The 25,430-nt window shown below is 63.7% G+C and carries 24 protein-coding genes; 13 read left to right on the forward strand and 11 right to left on the reverse strand.

Annotation, left to right across the window (positions count from 1 at the left end; genetic code table 11):
- Positions 1–63 precede the first annotated feature (63 nt).
- The 5 genes from glyQ (at position 64) to gmhB (ending at position 5,501) form a co-directional block, all read left to right on the forward strand.
- The gene (gene glyQ, locus DFR24_RS15240; RefSeq protein WP_133882244.1) at positions 64–972 is read left to right on the forward strand and encodes a glycine--tRNA ligase subunit alpha; all 909 of its coding nucleotides are present in this window, start codon (positions 64–66) and stop codon (positions 970–972) included.
- A 91-nt stretch (positions 973–1,063) separates the two neighbouring features.
- Complete coding sequence (locus tag DFR24_RS15245; RefSeq protein ID WP_133882245.1) at positions 1,064–1,693, forward strand: glutathione S-transferase family protein; 630 nt, start codon at positions 1,064–1,066, stop codon at positions 1,691–1,693.
- Positions 1,694–1,799: 106 nt separating this feature from the next.
- Entirely contained in the window at positions 1,800–2,663 is an 864-nt protein-coding gene (locus tag DFR24_RS15250) for an N-acyl homoserine lactonase family protein (RefSeq protein WP_133882246.1), read from the forward strand.
- Between the two features lie 176 nt (positions 2,664–2,839).
- Complete coding sequence (gene glyS / locus DFR24_RS15255) at positions 2,840–4,957, forward strand: glycine--tRNA ligase subunit beta (RefSeq protein ID WP_133882247.1); 2,118 nt, start codon at positions 2,840–2,842, stop codon at positions 4,955–4,957.
- 10 nt (positions 4,958–4,967) lie between these two features.
- The gene (gene gmhB / locus DFR24_RS15260) at positions 4,968–5,501 is read left to right on the forward strand and encodes a D-glycero-beta-D-manno-heptose 1,7-bisphosphate 7-phosphatase (protein WP_133882248.1); all 534 of its coding nucleotides are present in this window, start codon (positions 4,968–4,970) and stop codon (positions 5,499–5,501) included.
- A gap of 4 nt (positions 5,502–5,505) precedes the next feature.
- On the opposite strand, the gene folB is transcribed toward gmhB, so the two are convergent.
- Entirely contained in the window at positions 5,506–5,880 is a 375-nt protein-coding gene (gene folB, locus DFR24_RS15265; RefSeq protein ID WP_133882249.1) for a dihydroneopterin aldolase, read from the reverse strand.
- Between the two features lie 104 nt (positions 5,881–5,984).
- Here folB and DFR24_RS15270 point away from each other — a divergent pair, with 104 nt between their 5' ends.
- Complete coding sequence (locus tag DFR24_RS15270; RefSeq protein WP_133882250.1) at positions 5,985–6,764, forward strand: inositol monophosphatase family protein; 780 nt, start codon at positions 5,985–5,987, stop codon at positions 6,762–6,764.
- Between the two features lie 78 nt (positions 6,765–6,842).
- On the forward strand, positions 6,843–8,294 hold the full coding sequence (locus tag DFR24_RS15275; RefSeq protein ID WP_133882251.1) for an aldehyde dehydrogenase family protein: 1,452 nt from the start codon (positions 6,843–6,845) through the stop codon (positions 8,292–8,294).
- A 103-nt stretch (positions 8,295–8,397) separates the two neighbouring features.
- On the opposite strand, the gene DFR24_RS15280 is transcribed toward DFR24_RS15275, so the two are convergent.
- Positions 8,398–9,051: a TetR/AcrR family transcriptional regulator gene (locus DFR24_RS15280; protein WP_133882252.1), complete on the reverse strand. Its 654-nt coding sequence runs from the start codon at positions 9,049–9,051 to the stop codon at positions 8,398–8,400.
- A gap of 213 nt (positions 9,052–9,264) precedes the next feature.
- Here DFR24_RS15280 and DFR24_RS15285 point away from each other — a divergent pair, with 213 nt between their 5' ends.
- The gene (locus DFR24_RS15285) at positions 9,265–10,605 is read left to right on the forward strand and encodes a S41 family peptidase (RefSeq protein WP_133882253.1); all 1,341 of its coding nucleotides are present in this window, start codon (positions 9,265–9,267) and stop codon (positions 10,603–10,605) included.
- A gap of 22 nt (positions 10,606–10,627) precedes the next feature.
- Here the strand turns inward: DFR24_RS15285 and ubiB are convergent, their stop codons facing one another.
- From ubiB to rpmH, 9 genes are read right to left on the reverse strand one after another with little or no spacing between them, the layout of a single operon-like run.
- Positions 10,628–12,241, reverse strand: coding sequence for a ubiquinone biosynthesis regulatory protein kinase UbiB (gene ubiB, locus DFR24_RS15290; protein WP_133882254.1), 1,614 nt, complete (start codon positions 12,239–12,241; stop codon positions 10,628–10,630).
- Positions 12,238–12,873, reverse strand: a complete 636-nt coding sequence (locus DFR24_RS15295) for a ubiquinone biosynthesis accessory factor UbiJ (RefSeq protein WP_133882255.1) — start codon at positions 12,871–12,873, stop codon at positions 12,238–12,240. The genes ubiB and DFR24_RS15295 overlap by 4 nt, the downstream gene beginning before the upstream one ends.
- Positions 12,870–13,646, reverse strand: coding sequence for a bifunctional demethylmenaquinone methyltransferase/2-methoxy-6-polyprenyl-1,4-benzoquinol methylase UbiE (gene ubiE / locus DFR24_RS15300; RefSeq protein ID WP_133882256.1), 777 nt, complete (start codon positions 13,644–13,646; stop codon positions 12,870–12,872). Before ubiE ends, DFR24_RS15295 begins: the two co-directional genes overlap by 4 nt.
- On the reverse strand, positions 13,640–14,056 hold the full coding sequence (locus tag DFR24_RS15305; protein WP_133882257.1) for a gamma-butyrobetaine hydroxylase-like domain-containing protein: 417 nt from the start codon (positions 14,054–14,056) through the stop codon (positions 13,640–13,642). The genes ubiE and DFR24_RS15305 overlap by 7 nt, the downstream gene beginning before the upstream one ends.
- Positions 14,057–14,087: 31 nt before the next feature.
- Entirely contained in the window at positions 14,088–15,443 is a 1,356-nt protein-coding gene (gene mnmE / locus DFR24_RS15310; RefSeq protein ID WP_133882258.1) for a tRNA uridine-5-carboxymethylaminomethyl(34) synthesis GTPase MnmE, read from the reverse strand.
- 10 nt (positions 15,444–15,453) lie between these two features.
- Complete coding sequence (gene yidC / locus DFR24_RS15315) at positions 15,454–17,223, reverse strand: membrane protein insertase YidC (RefSeq protein ID WP_133882259.1); 1,770 nt, start codon at positions 17,221–17,223, stop codon at positions 15,454–15,456.
- 13 nt (positions 17,224–17,236) lie between these two features.
- Positions 17,237–17,458: a membrane protein insertion efficiency factor YidD gene (gene yidD / locus DFR24_RS15320; RefSeq protein ID WP_133882260.1), complete on the reverse strand. Its 222-nt coding sequence runs from the start codon at positions 17,456–17,458 to the stop codon at positions 17,237–17,239.
- Positions 17,434–17,793: a ribonuclease P protein component gene (gene rnpA, locus DFR24_RS25355; RefSeq protein WP_133882261.1), complete on the reverse strand. Its 360-nt coding sequence runs from the start codon at positions 17,791–17,793 to the stop codon at positions 17,434–17,436. Before rnpA ends, yidD begins: the two co-directional genes overlap by 25 nt.
- 25 nt (positions 17,794–17,818) lie before the next feature.
- Positions 17,819–17,953 carry a 50S ribosomal protein L34 gene (gene rpmH, locus DFR24_RS15330; RefSeq protein ID WP_133882262.1) on the reverse strand — a complete coding sequence of 45 codons (135 nt, stop codon included), beginning with the start codon at positions 17,951–17,953 and terminating at the stop codon, positions 17,819–17,821.
- A gap of 165 nt (positions 17,954–18,118) precedes the next feature.
- Between rpmH and dnaA the strand changes: the two genes are divergently transcribed.
- From dnaA to DFR24_RS15355, 5 genes are all read left to right on the forward strand, one after another.
- The gene (gene dnaA / locus DFR24_RS15335; RefSeq protein WP_407075123.1) at positions 18,119–19,438 is read left to right on the forward strand and encodes a chromosomal replication initiator protein DnaA; all 1,320 of its coding nucleotides are present in this window, start codon (positions 18,119–18,121) and stop codon (positions 19,436–19,438) included.
- A gap of 237 nt (positions 19,439–19,675) precedes the next feature.
- Positions 19,676–20,776 carry a DNA polymerase III subunit beta gene (gene dnaN, locus DFR24_RS15340; protein ID WP_133882264.1) on the forward strand — a complete coding sequence of 367 codons (1,101 nt, stop codon included), beginning with the start codon at positions 19,676–19,678 and terminating at the stop codon, positions 20,774–20,776.
- Position 20,777: 1 nt separating this feature from the next.
- Positions 20,778–21,854: a DNA replication/repair protein RecF gene (recF, locus tag DFR24_RS15345; protein ID WP_133882265.1), complete on the forward strand. Its 1,077-nt coding sequence runs from the start codon at positions 20,778–20,780 to the stop codon at positions 21,852–21,854.
- Between the two features lie 9 nt (positions 21,855–21,863).
- The gene (gene gyrB / locus DFR24_RS15350) at positions 21,864–24,293 is read left to right on the forward strand and encodes a DNA topoisomerase (ATP-hydrolyzing) subunit B (RefSeq protein WP_133882572.1); all 2,430 of its coding nucleotides are present in this window, start codon (positions 21,864–21,866) and stop codon (positions 24,291–24,293) included.
- A 396-nt stretch (positions 24,294–24,689) separates the two neighbouring features.
- Positions 24,690–25,283 carry a TetR/AcrR family transcriptional regulator gene (locus DFR24_RS15355; protein WP_162851237.1) on the forward strand — a complete coding sequence of 198 codons (594 nt, stop codon included), beginning with the start codon at positions 24,690–24,692 and terminating at the stop codon, positions 25,281–25,283.
- Positions 25,284–25,430 lie beyond the last annotated feature (147 nt).

Raw genomic sequence — 25,430 nt, forward strand, 5'->3', positions numbered from 1 at the left:
GCGCAGAACCGGCGTGACCGCTCGTTATACTGCCCTGCCCTCGTGACGCTTTCGCTCCGTTCCATGACCTTTCAGGACCTCATCCTCAAGCTCCAGATGTTCTGGGCCGGCCATGGCTGCACCATCGTCCAGCCGATGGACATGGAGATGGGTGCGGGCACCTTCCACTGGGCCACGTTCCTGCGCGCCCTCGGCCCCGAGCCCTGGAACACCGCCTACGTGCAGCCCAGCCGCCGTCCCACCGACGGCCGCTACGGCGAGAACCCGAACCGCCTGCAGCACTACTACCAGTTCCAGGTGCTGATGAAGCCGAGCCCGCCCGACATCCAGAAGCTGTACCTGGAGTCGCTGAAGATGCTGGGCTTCGACCCGCTGACGCACGACATCCGCTTCGTCGAGGACAACTGGGAGTCGCCGACGCTCGGCGCCTGGGGCCTGGGCTGGGAAGTTTGGCTGAACGGCATGGAAGTCACGCAGTTCACGTACTTCCAGCAGGTCGGCGGCCTCGAGTGCCGGCCGGTCGCGGGCGAGATCACGTACGGCCTCGAACGCCTGGCGATGTACATCCAGAAGAAGGAGAGCGTGTACGACCTGATCTGGTCGCGCGATCCCAAGACCGGCCGCGAAGTCACCTACGGCGACGTCTACCACCAGAACGAGGTCGAGCAGAGCACGTACAACTTCGAGCACGCCGACACCGCGACGCTGTTCGATCGCTTCAACCGCGCCGAAGCCGAGTGCCAGAAGCTGCTCGCGCTGGAAAAGCCGCTGCCGCTGCCCGCCTACGAGCGCACCATCCAGGCCAGCCACACGTTCAACCTGCTGGACGCGCGCGGCGCGATCTCGGTGACCGAGCGACAGGCCTACATCCTGCGCGTGCGCACGCTGGCGCGCGGATGCGCCGAGGCCTATTTCAAAGCGCGCGAGGCACTCGGCTTTCCGATGTGCGACACGCCGCAGAAGGCGGCCTGATCGTGAACGAGGCGCTGCAGTCGATCCGGCTGGCGGCGCCTCCTTCGAACGCGGGCCGGCGCGCGGCCGCCCGCTGCGCCGACCGATCGCGATGATCCTGATCGGCATGTTCGACTCGCCGTACGTGCGGCGCGTGGCGGTAAGCCTGCGGCTGCTCGGCTTTGCGTTCGAGCATCGCAACTGGTCGGTGGGCCAGGATTTCGACCGCATCCGCGAATACAACCCGCTGGGCCGCGTGCCGACGCTGGTGCTCGATGACGGCGAGGTACTGGCCGACTCCTCCGCGATCCTCGACTGGCTGGACCAGGATGTCGGACCCGATCGCGCGCTACTGCCGCCGCGGGGCGCGGAGCGCCAGCGCGCGCTGCAGCTCATGGCCCTGGCCACCGGCGCGGCTGACAAGGGTGTGGCGCAACTCTACGAAGGCGCGTTCCGCCCGGCCGAGAAGCGCCACGAGCCCTGGGTGCAGCGCTGCCGCACGCAGATGCTGGCCGCCCTCGGGGAACTCGATCGCGCCTGCGCCGCGGTGCAGACGCAGTGGTTGCTCGGCATGCGGCTCACGCAGGCCGACGTCACGCTGACGGCTGTTTCGACGTTCCTGCACGAGGCCTTGCAACTCGATCCGGCTGCGCTGCCGGCCCTGGCCCGGCAGACCGCGCGTGGCGAGGCGCTGCCGGCATTTGGCGAATTCCACCAGCCGTTCTTCGTCCCGCGCTCCTGACGCAAGACCGTTTCGGCAGGCGGCTCGCGATCGTCCGTGGGCTGGCTTATCGTCGGCCACCGTAGCCGGCAGAGCTGGCGCCGCCGTTTCCCGAGGGAGAGAGAGCGTGAAAACAACAACGAAGCTTCGTGCCGCGTTCGTGGGCGCCGTAGTGGCCTGTGCCGTCCACGCGCCGTCCGCGCACGCGGTGGAACCGGTCGCGGAACTGCGTCTCTACGCGATGGATTGCGGCCGCGTGCACGTCAAGGACGGCGCAATGTTCTCCGACACCGGCGAGTACGACGGCAAGCCGCTCGACGTGGTGTCGTCGTGCTACCTGATCCGGCATCCCAAGGGCGCGCTGATGTGGGATACCGGCCTGAGCGACGAGCTGGCCAAGTCGCCGGCCGGTGTCGACGCCGGCGGCGGCAACTTCCATCTGTCCGTGAAGAGGACGCTGGTCGAGCAACTCGCACAGGTCGGCATGACGCCGGCGGACGTGACCTTCATCGGGTTTTCACACCTGCACTTCGATCACACCGGCAACGCCAACCTGTTCACCCAGTCGACCTGGCTGATGAACAAGGCGGAGCTCGACGCCGCGCTGTCCGATCCGCCGTCCGGCGGCATGGACCCGAGTACGATTTCGGCCCACAAGAACGCCAAGGTCGAGCTGCTCTACGGGGATCGCGACGTATTCGGCGACGGCAGCGTGCGCATCCTGCTGGCGCCCGGCCACACACCGGGGCACCAGGTGCTGCTGCTGCACCTGGCCAAGGCCGGCGCGGTGGTGTTGTCGGGCGACCTGTACCACACGCAGGAGAACCGCACCGAACATCGCGTTCCGCTGATCAACACCAGTCGCGCGGACACGCTGGCATCGTTCGATCGCGTGGAGAAGATCGTCAAGAACCAGAAGGCGCGCTTCGTGATCCAGCATGTGCCGGAAGACCTGGCCGCACTGCCGAGATTTCCGGACTACTTGAAGTAACCCGGACGAGGTCCGCGGTTTTCTACGTCCATCGAACAGGAATCCCGGACTTCGTCCGGGCTGCGGGTCGATCGCGGCGTCACGGGACTGCTCTGGGTTTGGCGACTCCGGCGGCATCGCCCACAATGGCGGGCCTTACGTCCCCTTATTTTTGAACCGCAGCCCGCCCGATCCCCATGACGCTTCCCCTGCTCCTGGAAATCGGCTGTGAAGACCTGCCGGCCCGCTACGTCGTCCCGCTTGCCAACGCACTGGGTCGCGGTATCGCGGAAGGCCTGGCCAAGCGCGGCGTATCCGTCGGCACGTCGTCGGTGTTCGCAACGCCCCGGCGCATCGCGGTGCAGCTTTCCGACGTGGCACAAAGCCAGCCCGATCAGACCGCCGAAATGGTCGGACCGGCCTTGGCCGCAGCCCTGAAGGACGGTCAGCCCACGCCCGCGGCGCTCGGATTCGCGCGCAAGTGCGGGGTCGAGTTTTCCGCACTCGGGCAGAAGGACGGCAAGCTGTATTTCGCCCGCAACACACCGGGACGACCCACGCGCGAGCTGATCCCCGAGATCTTCCAGGACACGCTGCGGCAGATGGACGAGCTGGTGCCCAAGCGCATGCGCTGGGGCGCCGGAGACGCCACGTTCGTGCGTCCGGTGGAGTGGTTGTGCTGCCTGCTCGGCACCGAATCGATTCCGCTGCGGGCATTCGGACTGGACGCAAGCCGGCTGACCTATGGACATCGCTTCCACGCGCCGGATCCTCTGCCGCTGACCTCCGCCGCGCACTACGCGGACGCCCTGCGCACCGCGCGGGTCTGGGCCGACGTGGCGCTTCGCAAGGCCGAGATCCGCTCGCAGATCGAGACGGCGGCCGCGAAGCTCGGCGGCCACGCCCGCATCACCGAAGACCTGCTCGACGAGGTCACGGCCCTGGTCGAGCTGCCAGTGGCGATCGCCGGTCGCTTCGAGGAACGATTCCTCGAGCTGCCGCCCGAAGTCATCGTGGCGACCGTCGAGACCAACCAGCGCTACTTCACGGTGTTCAGCGACACCGCGCTGACCCGGCTGACGAACCACTTCATCACGATCTCCAACATCGAGTCGCGCGATGAATCGCAGGTGATCGCGGGCAACGAGCGCGTCGTGCGGCCGCGCCTCACGGACGCGCTGTTCTTCTACCAGCAGGATCTGAAGCACCCGCTGGTGGACTACGCGGCGAAGCTCGACGCGGTGACCTTCCAGAAGGACCTCGGCTCGATCGGCGCCAAGGTGGAGCGCATGGCCGCGCTGGCGCGCGGCATCGCCGCGACGATCGCCGCCGACGGTCAGCCGGTGGGACAGGTCGCCAGCGTGAGCCGCGACGACCTGCGGTTCGAGGAGTGGGCAGTACGTGCCGCGCGCCTGTGCAAGGGCGATCTCGTCACCAAGGTGGTCTACGAATTCCCTGAATTGCAGGGCCTGATGGGCGGCTATTACGCCTCCAAGTCGGGCGAACATCCCGAGGTCGCCGTCGCTATTCGCGAGCATTACCTGCCGACGCAGCAGGGCACGCCGATCCCGTCGACGCGCGCCGGCCAGTACGTTGCGCTGGCGGACAAGCTGGACACGCTCGCGGGCATCTTCGCGATCGGCCAGAAGCCGAGTGCGAGCAAGGATCCGTTCGCGCTGCGCCGCGCTGCCCTGGGCGTACTGCGCATCTGCCTCGAGGGCGGGTTGCCGCTGGACCTGCGCCAGCAGCTGGCAGAGGCCGTGGACCTGCAGCCCGCCGGCAAGCGGGACGCCACCGTCGTGGCGGAGCTGTTCGAATTCGTCATGGAACGCCTGCGCGCTTGGCTGGTCGGCCAGGAACACGAGGGACGTCCCATCGCCATCGAGACTTTCGAGTCGGTCAAGGCGCTGGGCATCCATTACCCGCTCGATGTGCAGCGCCGCGTTTTGGCGGTGCACGGATTCGTGGCCCTCGAAGCCGCGCCCAATCTCGCTGCCGCCAACAAGCGCATCCGCAACATCCTGAAGCAGGCGGGCGCGGTCGAGGCCTCGGTCGATCCTGCGAAGTTCGAGCATGCGGCCGAAGGCGCGCTGTTCGAGGCGATGAAAGCCCAGGCCGCCCTCAATGCGCAGGCGACGAGCTACACGCAGAAGCTGGTCAATCTTGCGTCGCTGCGCGCGCCGGTCGACGCCTTCTTCGAGCGCGTGATGGTGAATGCGGAGGATCCCGCCGTGCGGGCCAACCGCCTTGCCCTGCTCAAACAGCTGGACGCAATGTGCCGCGACGTCGCGGACCTGTCCTGCCTGCCCGGGTGATTCCGGCCCGATGAAGCTGGTCATCCTCGACCGCGACGGTGTCGTCAACGAGGACTCCGACGACTACATCAAGTCCCTGGCCGAATGGCAGCCGATTCCAGGCTCGCTCGAGGCCATCGCGCGGCTTTCACAGGCCGGCTGGCGGGTCTTTCTGGCGTCCAACCAGTCCGGCATCGGACGCGGAATGTTCAACTACGACGCCTTGTTCGCCATTCATGCACGCCTGCAGCAGATCGTGATCTCCCTGGGCGGGCACATCGAGGGCATCGAATTCGCGCCCGAGCATCCGGACGTGGCGACCGAGATGCGCAAGCCCGCTCCGGGAATGCTGCGCGACATTGCCAAGCGGCTGCAGATGGGACTCGAAGGCGTCCCCTTCGTCGGCGACTCCGTGTCCGACCTGCAAGCGGCTCGCGCGGCTCGTGCAAGCCCCATTCTGGTGCGCACCGGCAAGGGGCGTCGCACCGAAACGGACCAGGAGGCCGTCGGAGTTCCGGTCTACGACGATCTGGCCACGTTCGCCGACCGGCTGCTGAGCGCCTGAGCCCTCAGCGACCGCAGACCGCGTAGTCCTCGCGGCGGCGTTCGATCTCGATGCCGATGCCTTTGACGTCGGGAATGGCGCCCGGCTTGTCGATGGCCAGGCGCACCGACAGGATCGGGAAGCGGTCGAACAGCGTCCGCGCGATCTTCTCCGCGAGCGTCTCGAGCAGTTCGGGCTTCAGTGCCAGCGCGATCTCCCGGACCGTATCGCCTACAGCGGCGTAATCGATCGAGTCCCGCATGCGGTCCGAGGCGGCCGCGGGCCGGGTATCGGTGCCCAGATCCAGGTCGAAGATCAGCGGGCGCATCAAGGTGCGCTCCCAATCGTAGATTCCGATGATGGTCTCGACCTTGAGGCCGCGGATGTAGATCTTGTCCATGCCGCATTGTATTCGGCGGCCCGGCCGGGGAGGTCCGGCTCGCTTCCGCGGGCCGCGCGGCGGGACTACGATGCGCGCCCGTTTTGCTTTTCGTAGCCGACGACATGTCTCACAGCCCGCACCTGCAAGCTGCCCTCGACGCCGCCGAAGCCGCGGGCGAGATCATCCGCAAGGCCTATCGCGGCAACTTCGCGGTGGACTACAAGGCCGACGCGAGCCCGGTGACTGAGGTCGACGTGGCAGCCGAGAAGTCCATTCGTGGATTGCTGTCCGAGCGCTTCCCGGATCACGGCTTCTACGGCGAAGAAACGGGGCGCTCGGCGATGGACGCCGAGTACCTGTGGCTGGTCGATCCGATCGACGGGACCAAAGCCTTCGTGCGTGGATACCCGATCTTTTCGGTCCAGATCGCGCTGATGCATCGCGGCGAACTGGTGCTCGGCGTGTCCAGCGCGCCCTGCTGGAACGGCGGCCGCGGTGAACTGGCCTGGGCCGAGGAGGGCAAGGGCGCGCATCTCGACGGCCAGCCCGTTGCGGCGTCGAAGACCGCCTCGTTGGGCAAGGCCACGTTGTCGACCGGCAACCTCGCGCGGCTCGCGGCCTCGCCGTCCTGGGCGCGGCTGGGCGAGTTGATCCCGAAGCTGCATCGCATCCGCGGCTACGGCGACTTCCTGCACTACCACTTCCTGGCCAGCGGGAAGGTCGACGCCGTCGTCGAGTCCGACGTGAACATCCTCGACATCGCAGCCCTGACCGTCATCGTCCGCGAGGCCGGCGGCATTGTCACCGACCTGCACGGTGACCCGATCGGACTCGAGACCACCAGCATGCTCGCGACCGTCCCGGATCTGCACTCCGAACTGCTGAAGTCGCTGGCGTACTGACGCCTCGGCCAAGCGGCTTTTTGCATCCGTACGCCTATACTCGAACACTTGTTTAGTTACGCCGAGGAGATACCGAGAATGAATACCGCCGTGTCCTTCCTGCCGTCCGCGCTGAATTCCGGCAACGCCAGCGACCTCGATATCCGTCGCGTCTTCGAGCTTCAGCGGGCCACCGCGCTGCGCCTTCGCACCTCGACGCTCGAGAAGCGCCTCCTCAAGATCACGCGTCTGCGCGACGCCTTGCTCGCCCATCGCGAAGAAATCCGTGCCGCGGCGCTGAAGGATTTCCGTAAGCCGGCCGCGGAAGTGGATCTCACCGAGATCCTGCCGATCGTCATGGAAGCCAACGATGCGCGGCGCCACCTCAAGAAGTGGATGAAGCCCAAGGGCGTCATGCCCACGCAGATGATGTTCGGCACCAAGGGCTATGTGCAGTACGAACCCAAGGGTCGCTGCCTGATCATTTCGCCGTGGAATTATCCGGTGAATCTGACCTTCGGCCCGCTGGTGTCCTGCATCGCCGCGGGTAACACGGCGATCCTCAAGCCGTCCGAAATGACGCCGAATCTCTCCGCCGTGATGGTCAAGATCACGCGATCGATCTTCGACGAGGAGGAGGTCGCGATCTTTGAAGGCGATGCCAACGTGTCGACCACGCTGCTCTCGCTGCCCTTCGATCACATCTTCTTCACCGGCTCGCCGGCGATCGGCAAAGTGGTGATGGCTGCTGCTGCCAAGCACCTGACCAGCGTCACGCTCGAGCTCGGCGGCAAGTCACCCACGATCGTCGACGAGACGGCCGATCTTCCGCTCGCCGCCAAGACCATCGCGTGGGCGAAGTACACGAACAACGGCCAGACCTGCATCGCGCCGGACCACGTTTACGTGCACGCCGCAGTGAAGGACGAGTTCGTCCGCCTGGTGAAGGAATACATCGCCAACGCCTACGGCGAAGGTGCGGCCGCGAAGAGTTCGCCGGTTCTTGCGCGCATCGTCAACGAACGCCACGCGCAGCGCGTGAACGCTCTGCTCGAGGATGCCAAGTCCAAGGGAGCGAAGGTGCTCACCGGCGACTCGGTGGACGTGAAGGATTGTTTCGTCGCGCCGACCTTGCTGACCGATATTCCGCGTGACGCGAAGATCATGGACGAAGAGATCTTCGGGCCCTTGCTGCCGATCATCCCGTTCACCAACCTCGATCAGGTCATCGGCGAAATCAACGCGATGCAGAAGCCGCTGGCGCTCTACATCTGGAGCCGGACCGAGTCGAACATCCAGGACGTGATGACGCGCACCAGCTCCGGCGGCGCCTGCATCAATCACGCGGTCGTGCAGTTCCTGCACGGCAACCTGCCGTTCGGCGGCGTGAACAACTCCGGTATCGGCAACGCCCACGGCGAATACGGCTTCCGCGCGTTCTCGCATGAGCGGGCGGTGGTGCGCACGCGCATCATGCTGGCGCGCATGTTCTTCCTGCCCCACAAGAGCTGGACGCAGAAGATCATCAACCTGCTGATGAAGTTGGTCTGACCGTTCCGGCCGCTCGCGCGGCTGATTTCACAACGCGAAACGCCCTCCACGTCTTACGTGGAGGGCGTTTTCTTTTGGGTTTCTTGCGTGACGCGCGCCGGTATCAGGTCCCTGTCTTGCGCAAGGGCACGACGACGGCACCCGGCTCCGTGCCCGGCTGGCCGGGGATCAGCGAGCGAATCAGGAAGCGCAGGTAGTCGTTGAACTGCGGGCCGCTCGGCAAGGCATCCGGATTGTCCCGGCGCATGCGCACCGTTCCCATGAAGGTCGAGTAGGCGAACGTCGCCCAGTTGCGCGCCTGCGCAGGCTCCATTCCCAGGCCGCGATAGCAGGCTTCGATATACGCACGCCAGGCCTCCGTCACGCGCTGCACGCAAGCCCGCGCGGCCTCGTGCTTGGAACCCGAGAGGGCGAGCAGAATTCGCTCGGAGCGTGCATCGGTATTCGCGGCGGAACGGAAGAACGTGTGGATGCGCTCGCGCGGGGACGGCTCCTGCTCGGCGCGCGCAATCATGTCGACCGTCTCTTGGCGCTCCCACACTTCGAGCGCGCGGGTCACCAGCGCGTCGCGGTTGGTGTAGTGCCAGTAGAAGCTTCCCTTGGTGACGGTCAGGGTGCGGGCAAGCGGCTCGACGGCGACGGCCTCGATACCTCCGCTGGCGATGACATCAAGTGCGGCCTCGGCCCAGTGTTCGGCGGTGAGCGTCTGGCGAGGGGGCGAGGGGGAAGACGGGACAACGGGTTCTACGGTAGGCATCGAACAACTCGTGTGAAGCGGCGCGAAGGCCGGACGTGCGGAAAGGTACGGGCCAGTATGGGATTAGTCCCTAGCGGCGACGCCGCAAGGTCGTGTCCCGAAAGTGAGCCAGACCGTCAGATTCGGCGGCTGACGAACCCCCGTCGCTTCCAAGGGTCTGTGATATCGTCGTTTTGACCTTCATTTTCCGGCCTTTCTGGAGTCCGCAGCACCATGTCCACCCGCTTCCGTACTCCGTTGGCCCTGACGGCCGGCGTCCTCATCGGCGTCTGCATCACGATGGCGGATGGCGTCTTCGCCACGAAGGACAAATCGGCTGCAGAGCCTCTCCCATTCAAGGACTTGCAGACGTTCGTCGAGATCCTGAATCGCGTGAAGGCCGACTACGTGGAGCCGGTCGAGGACAAGGTTTTGCTGGAGAACGCGGTGCGCGGGATGCTCACCGGCCTGGATCCTCACTCGGCCTATCTGGACAAGGACGAGTTCAAGGAAATGAACATCGCCACGTCCGGCAAGTTCGGCGGGCTGGGCATCGAAGTCCAGATGCAGAACGGGTTCGTCCGCGTCGTTTCGCCCATCGACGACACCCCGGCCGCGAAGGCCGGGATGCAGCCGGGCGACCTGATCGTGAAGATCGACGACACCCCCACCAAGGGCCTGGAGCTGAGCGAGGCGGTGCAGAAGATGCGCGGCGAGCCCGGCAGCAAGATCGTGCTGACGGTCGTGCGCGAAGGTCTCGCGGGTCCGCTGACGGTGCCGATGGAACGCGCCGTCATCAACGTCGCCAGCGTGCGCGCCCGCATGCTCGAGCCCGGTCTGGGTTACCTGCGTATCTCCAGCTTCACGACCGAGACCAGCGGCTCGCTCGACCGTGAACTCAAGAAGCTCAAGAAGGAAGCCGGTGGCCAGCTCCGCGGCATCGTCCTGGACCTGCGCAACAATCCGGGCGGCGTGCTCGACGCGGCCGTGAAGGTGAGCGACGCGTTCATCGAGCGCGGAACCATCGTAAGCATCAAGGGCCGCGACGCCGACGGCAATCGCGAGTTCAGCGCGACGCCCGGCGACGAACTCGACGGTCACCCGATCGTCGTGATGGTCAACTCCGGATCGGCCTCGGCGTCTGAAATCGTCGCCGGTGCACTGCAGGATCAGAAGCGCGCCGTGCTGATGGGCGACAAGACGTTCGGCAAGGGCTCCGTGCAGACGATCATGCCCCTCCAGAGCGAAGCGGCGATCAAGCTCACGACCGCCCGCTACTACACGCCGTCGGGCCGTTCGATCCAGGGTGATGGCATCGTCCCCGACATCGCCGTCAAACCGCTGAAGGTCGCCAAGGCCGAAGGCGCCGACGCGTTCGATCCGATCAAGGAAGCGGACCTCAAGGGCAGCCTCGTCAACGAGAAAGAGAAGGTCCAGGCGGACAAGGACGCCGAAGAAGCGCGCAAGAAGATCGAGGCCGAAGAGCAGAAGCTCGCCGAGACCGACTACACGCTCTACGAGGCCCTGAATCTGCTCAAGGGTCTGACCATCGTGAACCGGGGGAAGGGTTCGTAAGCGAACCCGTCGTCTCGGATCGTCAGCGCGGCTCTCGCAGGCCGCGCCAGGCGATCCAGGCGCCCGCGGCGCCGAATAGCCAGGCGACGACCGGCACGCCGAACCATCGTTCGAGTGCCGGCGATCCGACGACGGCGAGGATCGCCGCGGCGACCACCACCGCGCTGCCCACCGTCACCAGCCGCTGGCGGCGCGCGCTCTGGCGCATCTCCGCATGCATCGCGTCGAGTGATTTCTTTCCGATGCCCAGTCCTTCGCCGCGCTCGAGGCTCTTGATCGCCTGGCTCGCCAGTTCGGGCAGCATTTCGGCAATGTGCGGGCCTTCGCGACGCACGCGCGCGAACATCGCCGTCGGGCCCAGCCGATTGCGCATCCAGTCTTCCATGATCGGCTTGGCCGTCTTCCACAGGTCCAGATCGGGATAGAGCTGGCGCCCCAGTCCTTCAACCTGCAGCAGCGTCTTCTGCAACAGAACGAGCTGCGGCTGTACCTGGTACTTGAAGCGCCGCGCCACCTGGAAAAGACGCAGCAGGAAGAATCCGAACGAGATGTCCTTGATCGGCCGACCGAAGATCGGCTCGCAGACGGTGCGGATCGCCGATTCGAATTCCTCGACTCGCGTGCCCGCAGGAATCCACTCGCTCTCCAAGTGCAGTTCGGCCACGCGCCGGTAATCCCTATTGAAGAATGCGAGGAAGTTCTCCGCCAGGTAACGCTGATCGCCCGGCGTCAGCGTCCCGACAATGCCGAAGTCGACCGCCAGATATCCCGGAACGGCCGGGTTCGACGTGTCGACCATGATGTTGCCGGGATGCATGTCCGCGTGAAAAAAATTGTCGCGGAAAACCTGCTTGAAGAAGATCTCGACACCGCGCTCGGCCAGGACCTGGAAGCTGACACCCATCTCGCGCAGGCGATCGAGTTCGCGGATCGAGATTCCGTTGAGCCGCTCCATCACCAGGACGTTCGGCCGCGTGAAGTCGAAGAACACCAGCGGGTGATAGATCAGCGGCGAGCCGAGCCAGTTGCGCCGTAGCTGCATGCAATTGGCGCCTTCGCGCATCAGGTCCAACTCGTCGAGGATGGTCTTCTCGTATTCCTCGACGATGGCCTTCGGTCGCAGGCGGTGGCCTTCAGGGTGCAGGGCCTCCACCAGTGCGGCCAGCGTCTGCAGCAACTCGATGTCCTTGCGGATCGAGGCCTCCACGCCCGGACGCAACACTTTCACGACGACGGCGAAACCGGGGTCGTTCAGCGCCTCCGGCTTCAGGCGCGCGGTGTGCACCTGGGCGATCGACGCCGACGCCAGCGGCGTTTCGTCGAAGTCGGAGAACAGCTCGTCGATCTTCTTGCCGAGCGCTTCTTCGGTGATGCGTCGCGCCTGATCCCCAGGAAAGGGCGGCACGCGATCCTGCAACTTGGACAGTTCGAACGCGATTTCCGGCGGAAGAATGTCCGGACGTGTCGACAGCGCTTGTCCGAACTTGATGAAGACGGGCCCAAGTTCCTCGAGCGCCTCGCGTAGGCGAACACCCTTGGACACGCTGCCGCGCGGCTTGCCGTCGAGAAACTCGCGCAGGCCGTAACGCGATACGACGCGGTGGATGTGCCAGAGGCGGGCGATGCGTCCGATCACGCGTGTTCGCGTCCGGTTGCAGGTGCGTCGTTTCCGCCGTTCTCGAGACGACGCAGTCGTGCTTCGAGGCGATCGAGGGCATCGCGCGCGTCCTCGACCTCCTCGATCCACTCGCCCACGTCACGGCCTCGCGCCAGGTCGTAGGTCTCCTCGCGAAGATATTCGGCACCATGGTCCGCCATGCGCCGCGTGTTACCGCGCGTCCAGTCGAAGATGCGCTTGAGCCCGTCAGCCACGCGGTGCGCAGCGACCCCGCCCAGCATCGGCGCCAGCCACTCCTCCGGGTCGAACCCGACGCGCGCGACCATCGCGCGAAATTCCCCGAGCAGCTCCACGTCACCTTGCACGTCGAGGCCGGCCGGAATCCCGGATCCGCTGCCCGCACGCAGTGCCGTCAGCAATGACGACGGTGTGCCGCTCACGCGAACATCAGCAGGCACCGGCGATTCCGGCATCACGCGCGCACCCGAAGGGATGAACTCGATCGCCATCGTCAGCGACGCAGAGGGCAACGCGATCTCGATGCAGCGTCCGCTCAGACGCGCGCAATCCTCGATCACCGAGCTCTCGAGACGCAGATAGCGGTTGAGCGCGATCTCGGCGGCCGCGCAGAGCACCGACGGCGCGCTCATTCGATCCGGAATCCCCGATGCACGGCCACGACACCACCGGTGAGGTTGTAGACCTGTGTGCGGCCGAAGCCGGCCGCATCCATCATCGACTTCAGCGTCTGCTGATCCGGATGCATGCGAATGGATTCGGCCAGATACCGGTAGCTGGCCTCGTCATTGGCAACCAGGCGTCCCATCAAGGGCAGCAGCTTGAAGGAATACTGATCGTAGATCTTGGAGAGTGTTTGGCTGGTCGGCTTCGAGAACTCCAGCACCAGCAAGCGTCCGCCGGGCTTGAGCGCGCGACACATCGAACGCAGGGCCTTGTCCTTGTCGGTGACATTTCGCAGGCCAAACCCGATCGTGATGCAGTCGAAACTCTCTTCGGCGAACGGCAGCATCTCGGCATTGGCCTGCACGATCGGCAGATTGACCACGCCCTTGTCCGCGAGGCGTCGCCGGCCTTCGCCCAGCATCGCCGCGTTGATGTCCGACAGCACGACCAGACCGCGCGGTCCGACCTGCTTGGAGAATTCGCGTGAGAGGTCGCCGGTTCCGCCCGCGACGTCGAGAACCTTCTCGCCCGCGCGCACTCCTGCCAAATCGATGACGAATCGCTTCCATAGCCGATGGACGCCGAACGACATCAAGTCGTTCATGACGTCGTACTTGGAGGCAACTGAATCGAACACGCCGGCGACGCGCTGGCGCTTTTCACCGACCGGCACCTGCTGGAATCCGAAGTGCGTGGTCGAACCCGGTTTGTCCTGCGACTTGGCGTCTTCGCTCACGATGCGGGGGGCGGTTTGGGGATGTATTTCTTGGGCTGCAGTGCAGCGAGTTTAACCACGTCGCTGTCGCGCGACATGCGCATGTCGGCCAGGCGCTGCTCGTACGTCGCCCAGTACTGCGCGTGGTTCTGCCCCAGGTCGGCGAGCACATCCCAGGAATACAGGCCCGTGTCGTGACCGTCGTTGAAAACGAGCTTCACGGCATAACGCCCGACCCCCTGGACCTCGTTTATCGCGACATTGCGCTTTCCTCCGATGAGGACCGGCTTACCATGTCCCTGCACCTCGGCCGAGGGCGAGTGCACCCGCAGGTATTCGGCCGGCAGACGATACGTCGTCCCGTCTTCGTATCCGACTTCCAGTTCTTGCGACTTCTTGTGCAACACGATGCGGGAGGGGCGGGGAGCGTTCATGGGGCCAGCATGCGGCAGAGCTCGCCGTTCGTCATTTTCCGATGCAGAACCGCGAAAACACCGCGCCGAGCAGGTCCTCGGTCGTCGTCCGACCGGTGATGGTGCCCAGGGCGTCGTGCGCGAGGCGCAATTCCTCGGCTGCCAGTTCGGCTGCAGTGCCCAAGCCCAATTGCATCCGGGCAGCTTGCAGATGCCGCTGTGTCTGATGCAGGGCGTCCAGATGGCGCGCCCGTGCGCTGAAGACGCCCTCCATTTGTTCATCCAGGCCGGCCGTCGCGCGAATCGCGGCCCGTAATGCGTCCAGGCCCTCGCCCGTTGCAGCACAGATGCGCAGGGCATCGCGGCCCTCGCGCACGAACGCACCCGATGCCGCGCCGCTGAGGTCGCACTTGTTGAAGACGAGGATCTGCCGTGCTGTCGACGGCAACTGCGCGAGCAGTGCGCGATCGGCTTCGGTCAGGCCAGCCGCGTCTTCGGCTACGAACAGCGCCAGCTCGGCGCGCTCGAAAGCCTGCCAGGCGCGCCGGATCCCTTCCGCCTCGACAGGATCCTGGGTATCTCGCAGCCCGGCTGTATCGACCATCGTCAAAGGCAGATCGTCGAGGACCAGGTGCTCGCGCAGCACATCGCGCGTCGTACCGGGGATTTCGCTGACTATGGCCACCTCGGCCCGGGCCAGCCGGTTGAGCAAGGTCGATTTGCCGACATTCGGACGGCCCGCGATGGCCACGACCATGCCGTCGCGAAGCCTGCGGCCCTGGCTTGCCTGGGCGAGCAGGCGCGAGAGCTCGACCTCCGCGTCGGTCAGGCCTTGGCCGAGCTGTGCATCCGAAAGCCAGTCGATGTCCTCGTCCGAGAAATCCAGAGCGCCTTCGACGAAGACGCGCAGATCCAGCAACCGCCTGGCAAGGGTGAGAACACGTAGCGAGAATTCGCCGTCCAGCGCTCGATGCGCAGCCAGAACGGCCGCGCGGCTCGACGCATCGATCAGATCGGCGACCGCTTCGGCCTGGGCCAGATCGAGCCGGCCGTTGAGGAATGCGCGTTCGGAAAATTCGCCCGGGCGGGCAATGCGCGCACCATGCGCGCAGGCCGCGCCGAGCAGAAGATCCAATACCGCAGGACCACCGTGGCCCTGCATCTCGACGACGGCTTCGCCGGTATACGAGCGAGGTGCGTCGAAACAAAGCACCAGTCCGCGATCGCAGCGCTCGCCTTGAGCGTCGTGGAAGAAGCGCAGGGCTGCGGTGCGCGGAGCAGGGAGCGCGCCGCTCATCTTTTCCGCGATCACGAATGCCAGCGGTCCGGACAGGCGCAGGATGCCGACGGCACCGCGACCTGGTGCCGTCGCGATCGCAGCGATGGTGTCGACGCTGCGATCGCTCATCGGCGCCACATCACGCAGGCTTGGTCTTGCCCAGGCCTTCGCCGCTCAGCTTGCGGTTGATCAGCCACTGCTGCGCCATGCCGATCAGATTCGAGACGAACCAGTAGAGCACCAGGCCCGCCTGAAAGAACGCGAAGAACGCCGTCATCATGATGGGCATCACGTTCATGATCTTCTGCTGCATCGGATCCATCGTGGCAGTCGAACCCGACCACTTCTGCTGGATGAAGAACGTGATGCCGAACAGCACCGGCAGTACGTAGAAAGGATCCGGCGCGGACAGATCGTTGATCCACAGCGCGAAGTCGGCTTGGCGCAACTCAACGCTCTCGAGCAGCACCCAGTAGAGGGCGATGAACACCGGGAACTGCACGAGCAGCGGCCAGCAACCCGCGAGCGGGTTGAAGCCTTCCTTCTTGTACAGATCCATCATTGCCTTGGACATCTTCTCGCGGTCGTCGCCGTAACGCTCCTTGATGTCCGCGATGCGCGGCGCGAATTTCTTCATCTTCGCCATCGAGCGGTACTGTGCTTCGGACAACTTGTAGAAGAGTCCTTTGACCAGCAGCGTCAGCAGAATGATGGCCACGCCCCAGTTGCCGGTCAGCGTGTGGAATTTCGCGAGCAGCCAGAACAACGGCTCGCAGATCGGCGTCAGGATTCCGTAGTCGACCGTGTATTCGAGGCCCGGGGTCACGTCGTTCAAGCCGGCATGCTCCACCAGCTTGCCGTCTTTCCCCATCATCACGACGCTGTCCTGCAGGCGAGGGCCTGCATACAGAGACGTAGCAAAGCTCTTCGTCGCACCGGGCGCAACGCTCACACCGGTGGCCACATATTGAGCGTTGAACGTGTGGTCCTTGCCGGGCTTTGCCGAGTAGACGCCTTCGGCATCCGCCGGCGGCAGGATGGCCGCGACGAAGTAGTGCTCGAGCATCGCGATCCAGCCGCCCGTCTGCCGCTTCTCGAACGCCTTCTCGCCGAGCTTGTCCAGCTTGGTTTTCACGAAGCGGAATTTCTTGCCGTCGTCCTTGCGCTCGTAGAAGCCGACGCCGAGGAAGGTCGCCACGAACTTCGGCAGGTCGCCGACGACATGCTCGTTGCGCACGAAGCGCGCATACGGGCTGACCGTGAGCGCTGCGGCGCTGCTGTTGGCGACGCTCTGCTCGAGATCGATGCGATAGCTGCCGCGCGTGAACCGATAGGTCTTGCGTACGGTCACGCCGTCATCGCCCACATGGTCGAGCACCACGTCGAGCTGGTTGGCACCGTCGGCGAGGCGATATTCCGACTGCGGCGACGTGAACATCGTGTCGCTACTGGCGATCGGCTTCGTCGTGCCGGCGAGCCCGGATTGGAAAATGAAGTACTGGCCATCCTTGTCATTGAGGAAGGGCAGCGGCGCGTCAGGAATTTTTTTCGAGATCGGGTAATGGCTCAGATCAAGCCGGCGAATCTCGCCACCCGTAAGGCTGATGTGCGCTTCGACGACGTCGGTGACTACCGTAATCGTCTGGCCGGCCGCAGCCGACGCCGTTGCCTCGATCGTGGCGGCGGGGATCGCGGAGGGTGTATCGCCGGAGTGCGGCGCTGCCATCGCGGGCGAATTGTCAGGAACCTTGACGGCGGATTCCGCTGACGTGGAGGCAGTTGCCGGGGCGGCGGCTGTCGCCGTCGCTTTGGCCTGGCTTCTCGGACCGTAATCGTCCTGCCAAGCCTGATAGAGGAAGAACACTACGACCGCGAGAAGCGCGATCAGCATGAACCGGCGGTTTTCCATTTCTTCGGTCGTTCTAGTTCTGGCGATCGGGGACAGGATCGATGCCGCCGGGGTTAAGAGGATGACAGCGTGCGACCCGGCGCAGTGTCAGCCACGAGCCGCGCAGGGCGCCGTGCTTGCGCAGCGCCTCGACACCGTAGTGCGAACAGGTCGGGTGAAATCGGCACTGATTGCCGATGAACGGGCTGAGGACGCGCTGATAACAGCGGATCAGGAAGATGAGGAGGCTGGCCATCGCTCGCGCAGACGTCTCCAATACTCTTGCAGCTCGGTGGCGAGCTGGCGCCGGTCGATCGTGCGTGCGCCGTGCGCGGCCATGATCACCACGTCACAGCTCGGGAGCGGCATCGCGGCGCGAAAACTCTCGCGGGCTATTCGCTTGAATCGGTTCCGATCGACCGAACGGGGCATGGCCTTGCGCGAAACGGTGATCCCGAATTTCGCGCCATCACCCTGTCCCGCGTGCTCGAACGCGGTGAAACTGCTGCTTCGTCGCTTGCGCCCTTCCGATATGACCCGCTTGAACTCCGCAGGGCGGAGCAGGCGGACCGATCGCGGAAAGCCCGTCAAACGACCGGCAGCCGTCGCCGATCGACTACGGGATCAGGCGGGCGCGGCCCTTGGCGCGACGGCGGGCGAGGACCTTGCGGCCGCCCACGGTGGCCATACGGGCGCGGAAGCCATGGGTGCGCTTACGACGGAGCGCGTGTGGCTGATAGGTGCGTTTCATCGTCGGAAGCTCGGCGCGGAAAAAAGGGCGCGGAGTGTAGCGGCTGAAATAGCGCGCGTACAAGCCGGTGTACCTCATCGCACCTGTGGATAACTACCCATGCGCGGTATAGACTCGCGGTTCCCCCCCGCTTCGCAATTCGACATCAACAAATCGCCCATGGCACTGGTGGAAGATCACGGTTGGGCCCAGTGCGTACAGCGCCTCGAGTCCGAGTTGGGCACCTCCGAACTCAACACCTGGATTAGGCCCCTGCAGGCCCGGCGAGAAGGGGACAGGCTGGTCCTGGTGGCCCCCAACAGAATGGTGATGGAACGCGTCCGCGTGGACTTCTGCGCGCGCATCCAGCGCGCCTGGCTCGCCAGTGGGGGTGAGGACATCGAAGTCGACGTGACTGCCGCTGCCGAATCGCGGGGCAACGGTTCGGCCAGCGGTGACGATACGCCTGACGTCGAACGGCTGATCACGAGCAATCGGCTGGATCCGCGCTATACGTTCGGGTCCTTCATCCAGGGAAAGTCCAACTCGCAGGCCCGCGCGGCGGCACAGCAGGTCGCCGAGTCGCCTGGCGTGGCGTACAACCCGCTGCTGATCTACGGGGGGCCGGGTCTGGGCAAAACGCATTTGATGCACGCCGTTGGGCACGCGCTGCTGCGACGAAACCAGAACTCGCGAGTGGTTTACGTGCCGTCGGAACAGTGGATGAACCAGTTCATCTCGGCCGTGCGGCACAACACCAGCGAGGAGTTCAAGGCGCTGTATCGCTCTGCCGACGCCTTGCTGATCGACGACATCCACTTCTTCGCCGGGAAGTCGGCGACGCAGGAAGAGTTCTTCCACACGTTCAACAGCCTGATGGACGGCCGCAAGCAGATCATTCTGACCTGCGACCGGTTCCCGAAGGACCTGGACCGGCTCGAGGATCGCCTGAAGTCGCGCTTTTCGTGGGGCCTGACCGTATCGGTCGAACCGCCGGATCTGGAGACGCGCGTCGCGATCCTGCTGTCGAAAGCCGAGCAATTCGGACTGTCGCTATCCAACGAGGTGGCGTTCTTCGTCGCCCAGCATGTGCGTTCCAACGTGCGCGAGCTCGAGGGCGTGCTGCTGCGGCTGTCGGCCGGCATGCGCTTGCAGGGCGAGGCCATCACGGTGGAGTTCGCGCGCCAGACGCTTCGGGACATGCTGGCGCACTACGAACGCAAGGTGACGATCGACAACATCATGTCGACGGTCGCCAAGTACTACAACATTCCGCTCAAGGACCTTCGCTCGCCTCGGCGCTCGCGGATGCTGGCCCGTCCGCGCCAGGTCGCGATGGCGCTCGCACGTGAACTCACCGAGCACAGCTATCCGGACATCGGCGAAGCGTTCGAGAAGGACCACACGACGGTTTTGCACGCCAGTCGCAAGATCGAGGAATTGCGCCAGACGGATCTCCGGATTCGCGAGGACTATGAAAATCTGTTGCGGCAGTTGAGTTACTGAAATCGTATGCAGGGGTACCCGGCAAGCTTGTGGACAGACTGTGGGGCGCGTGGAGAGGGAATTTCATCCACAGCTTGTCCAGAACGCCTCCAGCATCGCCGAGGTGCGTTTCAGAGGCATCAGATTCGATATAAGTTTTTGAATAAAGTGATTTTTTAGATTTAATCCCCGCCGATACGCGGGGCTTACTAATGCTAAGTAGTCTTAAAAGAAACCAAGCAAAGGCCGGGTGACGCTATGAAGATTCAGGTGGGGAGAAACGAGTTGTTGACGGCTCTGCAGGCAGTCGTTGGCGTCGTCGAACGTCGCCAGACCTTGCCGGTCCTCGCAAATTTCCTGCTCGAAGCCAAAGAGGACGAACTGATCGTCACGGGTACCGATCTGGAAATGGAGTTGATCGCCCGTGCCACCGTGCAGAATCTGTCTCCGGGCAAGGTCACGGTGCCGGCCCGGAAGTTGTTCGATATATGTCGAGGGCTGCCCGAGGGCGCCGAGATCACGCTGGAATCGGGCGCCGATCGAGTGACGCTGAAGTCCGGCAAGAGCCGCTTCTCGTTGTCCGCCTTGAAGGCGGACGAATTTCCCGCGATGGGCGCCGTCACCGGCGGGCGGGCGCTGGTGCTCAAGCGAACAGAACTCAAGGGCCTTCTCGAGAAGACGCAGTTCGCGATGGCGCAGCAGGACGTGCGCTATTACCTCAACGGCCTTCTGATCGACGGCAACGCCAAGCGCCTGCGCGCAGTTGCTACGGATGGTCATCGTCTTGCGTTCAGCGAGCATGTTGGCGACACCGGCTTGACCGAGTCGGTCCAGGCGATCCTGCCGCGCAAGTCGGTTCTGGAGCTAAGCCGACTGCTGGACAACAGCGACGCTGAGATTCGATTGGTGATCGGACAGGGCCAGGTTCAGATCGATATCGACGTCGTGCGGCTGACGACGAAGACGATCGATGGGCGTTTCCCGGACTACGAGCGCGTGATTCCGGAGCACGGCGACAAGCGCGTCGTTGCGGACCGGGAGATTCTGCGCAAATCCCTGGCTCGTACTGCGATTCTTTCGAACGAGAAGTTTCGGGGTGTCCGTCTCCAGCTTTCGGAAGGCTCGCTGAAGTTGCAGACACACAACCCAGAACACGAGGAAGCAGAGGAAGAGGTGGAGGTCGGATACGCTGGCGGAGCTCTCGAGATCGGCTTCAACGTCAACTATCTGCTGGACGCGCTGGGCGCGATTCCAGGTGCCGAGATCGTGCTCGAACTCAAGAATTCCGATTCAAGTGGTCTGGTCTACCAATCTGGCGATCCGTCGAGCAAGTACGTGATCATGCCGATGCGACTCTGAAATGGCGGTCGCCCTGTTGAGGGGCGAGAATTTCCGCCTGTACCGGAGCCTGGAGATTCAGCCTCATTCGGGACTGAACCTGATCACCGGCGGCAACGCCGCCGGAAAGACGAGCTTGCTGGAAGCGCTTTTCGTCGCCGCTCGTGGTCGCAGCTTTCGAGCGTTGAGCCTTTCCGAACTCTGCGGCGCAGAGCGCCCGGAATGGAATGTTTTCCTGGAGACGGATCAGGAACGGCATCGCGTCGGACTAGGCTGGAACCGCCAGGGATCCGAGATACGCCTCGACGATACCAAGAACGCCCGCATCTCCGACGTTGTGAGATTGGTCCCGATTCAGTTGATTGATCCGCTCGCTCATCGACTCCTGGATGAGGGGCCGTCTTATAGGCGCAGTTTTGTGGACTGGGGTGTGTTCCACGTGGAACATTTGTTCCTCGATGTCTGGCGCCGATATCAACGAGCCCTCAAACAGCGAAACAGTGCTCTTCGCGACCAACTTGAAGATCGGGCGGTCCAAGCCTGGAACGAGGAGTTGGTCGCAGCGGGAGAAACGCTCACAGCGATGCGGCTATCTCACGTGAGAGCTGCTTCAGCAGGTCTATCGGCTTGGGTTCAGCGGTTGCTCGGAACAAGTGATGCGACTTGTGAATGGCAACGAGGGTGGCCGGATGGGGAGGACTTCCGCGAATTGCTCGATCGAAACCTGGATCAGCATCGGCGCTTTGGCGCGACTATTCAGGGGCCGCATCGCGCCGAATTGAAGGTTCGCCTGAATCACGCGAAGGCTAAGGGAAGGGTCAGTCGGGGACAGCAAAAGCTACTCATTACCGCGATGGTGCTCGCTCAGGCGGAATTATTGGCGGCAGCGGGCGCTCCAGCGCCAATCTTGTTGCTGGACGACTTCGCTGCAGAGTTATCGACGGAATTCCAATCGAGGCTCGCCGCGGCCTTGATCGAGTATCGCGGACAGAAATTTGTTACTGCGTTCGAGAAACCAGCGATCGCGGGCCTTGGAGAGGGTGGGTTGTTCCACGTGGAACATGGGACAATTCGGTCCTTAAATGCGCTGCATAAATAGATGGATCAGATGACCGACGAAGCTGACGAGACCCCTAAGCCCTCTACCGCTATTCAGGGTAGTTACGACTCCTCATCGATCCGGGTGCTCAAAGGTCTTGAGGCAGTACGCCAGCGGCCCGGCATGTACATCGGGGACACCGATGACGGAACTGGGCTGCACCATATGGTTTTCGAGGTTGTGGACAACGCGATCGACGAGGCTCTCGCGGGATGGTGCAGTGAAATTGGCGTAAACCTGCACAGCGATGGAAGTGTTTCCGTAAACGACAACGGCCGAGGTATCCCCACCGATATCCACAAAGAAGAAGGCCGTTCTGCCGCCGAAGTAATCATGACGATCCTTCACGCTGGCGGTAAATTTGGGGGGTCTGGCTATAAGGTTAGCGGCGGATTGCACGGAGTTGGCGTGTCCGTCGTGAACGCGCTGTCTGATCTGTTGGTGTTGGATATCCACAGGGACGGCAAGCATCATCATCAGGAATATCGGATGGGTGATCCGGTTGCTCCGCTGGCGGTGGTAGGCCCCTCGGAAAAGCGCGGAACGACAGTACGCTTCCATCCCAGCCCGAAAATCTTCTCGAACCTCGTTTTCCATTACGAGATCTTGGCTCGCCGGCTCCGGGAGCTTTCGTTTCTCAATTCCGGCGTTCGGATCGTGCTCCGCGAAGAAGCGACCGGCCGTGAGGACGTATTCGAGTACAAGGGCGGTATTCAGGCGTTCGTCGAGTATCTGAACAAGGCGAAGACGCCCATTCACTCGACGATCCTCAACATCGCCGCGGAACACGAAGGAGTTGTCGTCGAAGCTGCGCTGCAGTGGAATGACAGCTACACCGAGAACGTCTTCGTCTTCACGAACAATATTCCGCAGAAAGACGGCGGTACGCATCTCACCGGCTTCCGCAACGCGCTGACCCGGGTGCTGGGCGATTTCCTCGAATCAGAGGGCGTCGCGAAGAAGGAAAAGGTCACGATGATCGGTGACGACAGCCGTGAAGGGCTCACCGCTGTTCTGTCGATCAAGATCCGAGATCCCAAGTTCTCGAGTCAGACCAAGGAAAAGTTGGTCTCCTCCGAAGTCACACCGGCGGTGTCGGCGGTTATTGGAGACAAGCTCAAGGACTTCCTGCTCGAGAATCCCCGCGAAGCGAAGATCGTGGCCGCAAAGGTCGTCGAAGCGGCTCGAGCGCGCGAGGCGGCTCGAAAGGCCAAGGAACTGAACCGTCGCAAGAGTGTTCTGGATATTGCCGGCTTGCCGGGCAAACTCGCCGATTGCCAGGAAAAGGATCCTGCGAAGTCGGAGATCTTCCTGGTCGAGGGTGACTCCGCCGGTGGCTCCGCCAAGCAGGGCCGCGACCGCCATTTCCAGGCGATTCTTCCGCTGAAGGGCAAGATCCTGAACGTCGAACGCGCCCGTCTGGAGAAGATGCTGTCGTCTGCCGAGGTCGGCACGCTGATCACGGCGCTCGGCTGCGGTATCGGTAAGGACGAATTCAAGCCGGAGAAGCTGCGTTACCACCGCATCATCATCATGACGGACGCGGATGTGGACGGCGCCCACATCCGTACGTTGCTGCTGACGTTCTTCTACCGCCACATGTACACGCTCATCGAACGTGGCCACGTGTATATCGCGCAGCCGCCGCTGTACAAGCTGAAGTCAGGCAAGCAGGAAGCCTATGTGAAGGATGATCGCGAGCTGTCCGAATGGCTGCTTAAATCGGCGCTCAATGGGGCGGAGCTGATTCCAGGAGGAGCCGCCGCTCCGATCGATGCGGACCGTCTTAAGGAACTGATCCACGAGTACGCAGAAGTGATGATCGGCATCGCCCGACTCGCCCGCCGCTACGACGAGAATGTCCTGCGTCAGCTCTTCGCGCTGCCTCCCATTCCCACTGACTCTGAATTGCCGGTCTGGGGCGAAAAACTCGCGGCTCGCCTCAATCGAAATAACCATCAGGGCGATCACGGCGTGCGTGCCGTGCTGGGCACGGACGGGCCGTTGGTCCAGGTCACCCGTCGACTCCATGGAACCGAGCACGTCATCAACCTCGGCTCCGATTTCTTCGCGAGCGGCGATTACCGCCGGATGGCGTCTCTACGTTCCAGCGGAAGTGCGCTGATCGGGGAAGGCACATCCGTTCAGCGCGGTGAAAAAACTATTATTATCAATAATATAGACGATGCATTTGATTGGTTCTCGGCGGAAGCTCGTCGTGGACTCGGGGTGCAGCGGTACAAGGGTCTGGGCGAGATGAATCCCGAGCAGCTTCACGAGACCACGCTCGACCCGGCCAACCGTCGTCTCGTCCGTGTCCAGGTCGAAGACGCCGTGGCTGCCGACCAGATGTTCACCACGCTGATGGGTGAGCAGGTCGAGCCCCGGCGCGAGTTCATCGAACGCTACGCGTTGCAGGTCGGCAACCTGGACGTCTGAGCCCGATTCGTCGATTACGGTGGCGCCCATCAACGGCGATGGAGCACCACCGTGTACTTTCGAGCCGCGGACCGTGATGAACCGGAGTCGACCAAAGTCTGAGCGCTTGCAGCGTATGGAACCTCTGAGCGCGTAACTACGTGTTTTATTCGATCACGACGGCACAAGCGGACCGCACGTGTACTGCTCCGGCACCTTCCGCCTCTCAGCCTTTTTTGCGACATGCCGTTTCCAATTAGCCCGAAGGTTGTCAGCATCCTCCATGGTTCTCCGGCCGGTGATGCCGATGGAACCGCCCGCTCTACACCCTCGAATGTCGGCGGCCGATCTCCGGTGGCGGCGCTTCAGGATGGCCCGACAGGACGCCGCCGCGGGCGACCTCGCCTGGGACGCGCCGTGGCGCGCGACCTCTCGCGAGACGAGGAGATCCTTCAGATTGCCGTTGAAGTCGTCTGGCGCAAGGGATTCGCCGGCACCAAGCTGAGCGACATCGCCGAGGCAGCCGGCATCGTCAAAGGCAGCCTGTATCACTACTTCGATTCGAAGGAAGAGATCTACGCGCGCCTGGTCAACAATGTGCGCGCGTTGTTCGAGGGCGAAGCTGATCTCGACACGAGCGGAAGCGCCATAGAGCGACTTGAGTTGTTCGTGCGCTCGCGCGTCACCATCATCCTTCAGCACCCGCTCGAAATTGCGTTGCTCAATCGCGATCTCGTACGCATGAAGGGCGCGATCGGAGATTGGGCCCGCGAAGGGCCGCGAAAGAATTTCGCCGTGATCCGCAAGATCGTGCTGCAGGGGCAGAAGGACGGCAGTTTCCGCGCGGCCGATCCGGACCTGGTCTCTTCGATGATTCTCGGCGTGCTCGCCCATGTACCCAACTGGTATCACCGCGACCATCCTTCGCAGCCGGAAGAATTGCTGCGCGAGGTCCTCGAGTACGTGATGGGCGGCATTCGCGCCCGCGAGGCGACCAAGGCGAAAGTTTGAGGCTGCGGCGACTCGTCGCCGCGGCCCGCTGCTTCGGCAGGTAGGCAGCCTCTTCCGAGCGGCCCCGCCGCGATCCGGCCACGCTGGCCGTGCGGCATCGCGTGGTGTCCGCGATGCGAAGGGCCGGCGGTTTCTCGCCGGTACACT

The organism is Panacagrimonas perspica (assembly GCF_004364935.1).
Classification (GTDB): Bacteria; Pseudomonadota; Gammaproteobacteria; order Nevskiales; family Nevskiaceae; genus Panacagrimonas; species Panacagrimonas perspica.

Bases quoted from the DNA above. Each gene is read 5' to 3' on its own strand.
- DFR24_RS15285 (WP_133882253.1), top strand. From the start codon at position 9,265: ATGTCCACCCGCTTCCGTACTCCGTTGGCCCTGACGGCCGGCGTCCTC.
- yidC (WP_133882259.1), bottom strand. From the start codon at position 17,223: ATGGAAAACCGCCGGTTCATGCTGATCGCGCTTCTCGCGGTCGTAGTG.
- DFR24_RS15270 (WP_133882250.1), top strand. From the start codon at position 5,985: ATGTCTCACAGCCCGCACCTGCAAGCTGCCCTCGACGCCGCCGAAGCC.
- mnmE (WP_133882258.1), bottom strand. From the start codon at position 15,443: ATGAGCGATCGCAGCGTCGACACCATCGCTGCGATCGCGACGGCACCA.
- folB (WP_133882249.1), bottom strand. From the start codon at position 5,880: ATGGACAAGATCTACATCCGCGGCCTCAAGGTCGAGACCATCATCGGA.
- glyQ (WP_133882244.1), top strand. From the start codon at position 64: ATGACCTTTCAGGACCTCATCCTCAAGCTCCAGATGTTCTGGGCCGGC.
- recF (WP_133882265.1), top strand. From the start codon at position 20,778: ATGGCGGTCGCCCTGTTGAGGGGCGAGAATTTCCGCCTGTACCGGAGC.
- DFR24_RS15305 (WP_133882257.1), bottom strand. From the start codon at position 14,056: ATGAACGCTCCCCGCCCCTCCCGCATCGTGTTGCACAAGAAGTCGCAA.
- DFR24_RS15280 (WP_133882252.1), bottom strand. From the start codon at position 9,051: ATGCCTACCGTAGAACCCGTTGTCCCGTCTTCCCCCTCGCCCCCTCGC.
- DFR24_RS15245 (WP_133882245.1), top strand. From the start codon at position 1,064: ATGATCCTGATCGGCATGTTCGACTCGCCGTACGTGCGGCGCGTGGCG.
- gyrB (WP_133882572.1), top strand. From the start codon at position 21,864: ATGACCGACGAAGCTGACGAGACCCCTAAGCCCTCTACCGCTATTCAG.
- glyS (WP_133882247.1), top strand. From the start codon at position 2,840: ATGACGCTTCCCCTGCTCCTGGAAATCGGCTGTGAAGACCTGCCGGCC.
- DFR24_RS15295 (WP_133882255.1), bottom strand. From the start codon at position 12,873: ATGAGCGCGCCGTCGGTGCTCTGCGCGGCCGCCGAGATCGCGCTCAAC.
- yidD (WP_133882260.1), bottom strand. From the start codon at position 17,458: ATGGCCAGCCTCCTCATCTTCCTGATCCGCTGTTATCAGCGCGTCCTC.
- rpmH (WP_133882262.1), bottom strand. From the start codon at position 17,953: ATGAAACGCACCTATCAGCCACACGCGCTCCGTCGTAAGCGCACCCAT.
- dnaN (WP_133882264.1), top strand. From the start codon at position 19,676: ATGAAGATTCAGGTGGGGAGAAACGAGTTGTTGACGGCTCTGCAGGCA.
- gmhB (WP_133882248.1), top strand. From the start codon at position 4,968: ATGAAGCTGGTCATCCTCGACCGCGACGGTGTCGTCAACGAGGACTCC.
- DFR24_RS15275 (WP_133882251.1), top strand. From the start codon at position 6,843: ATGAATACCGCCGTGTCCTTCCTGCCGTCCGCGCTGAATTCCGGCAAC.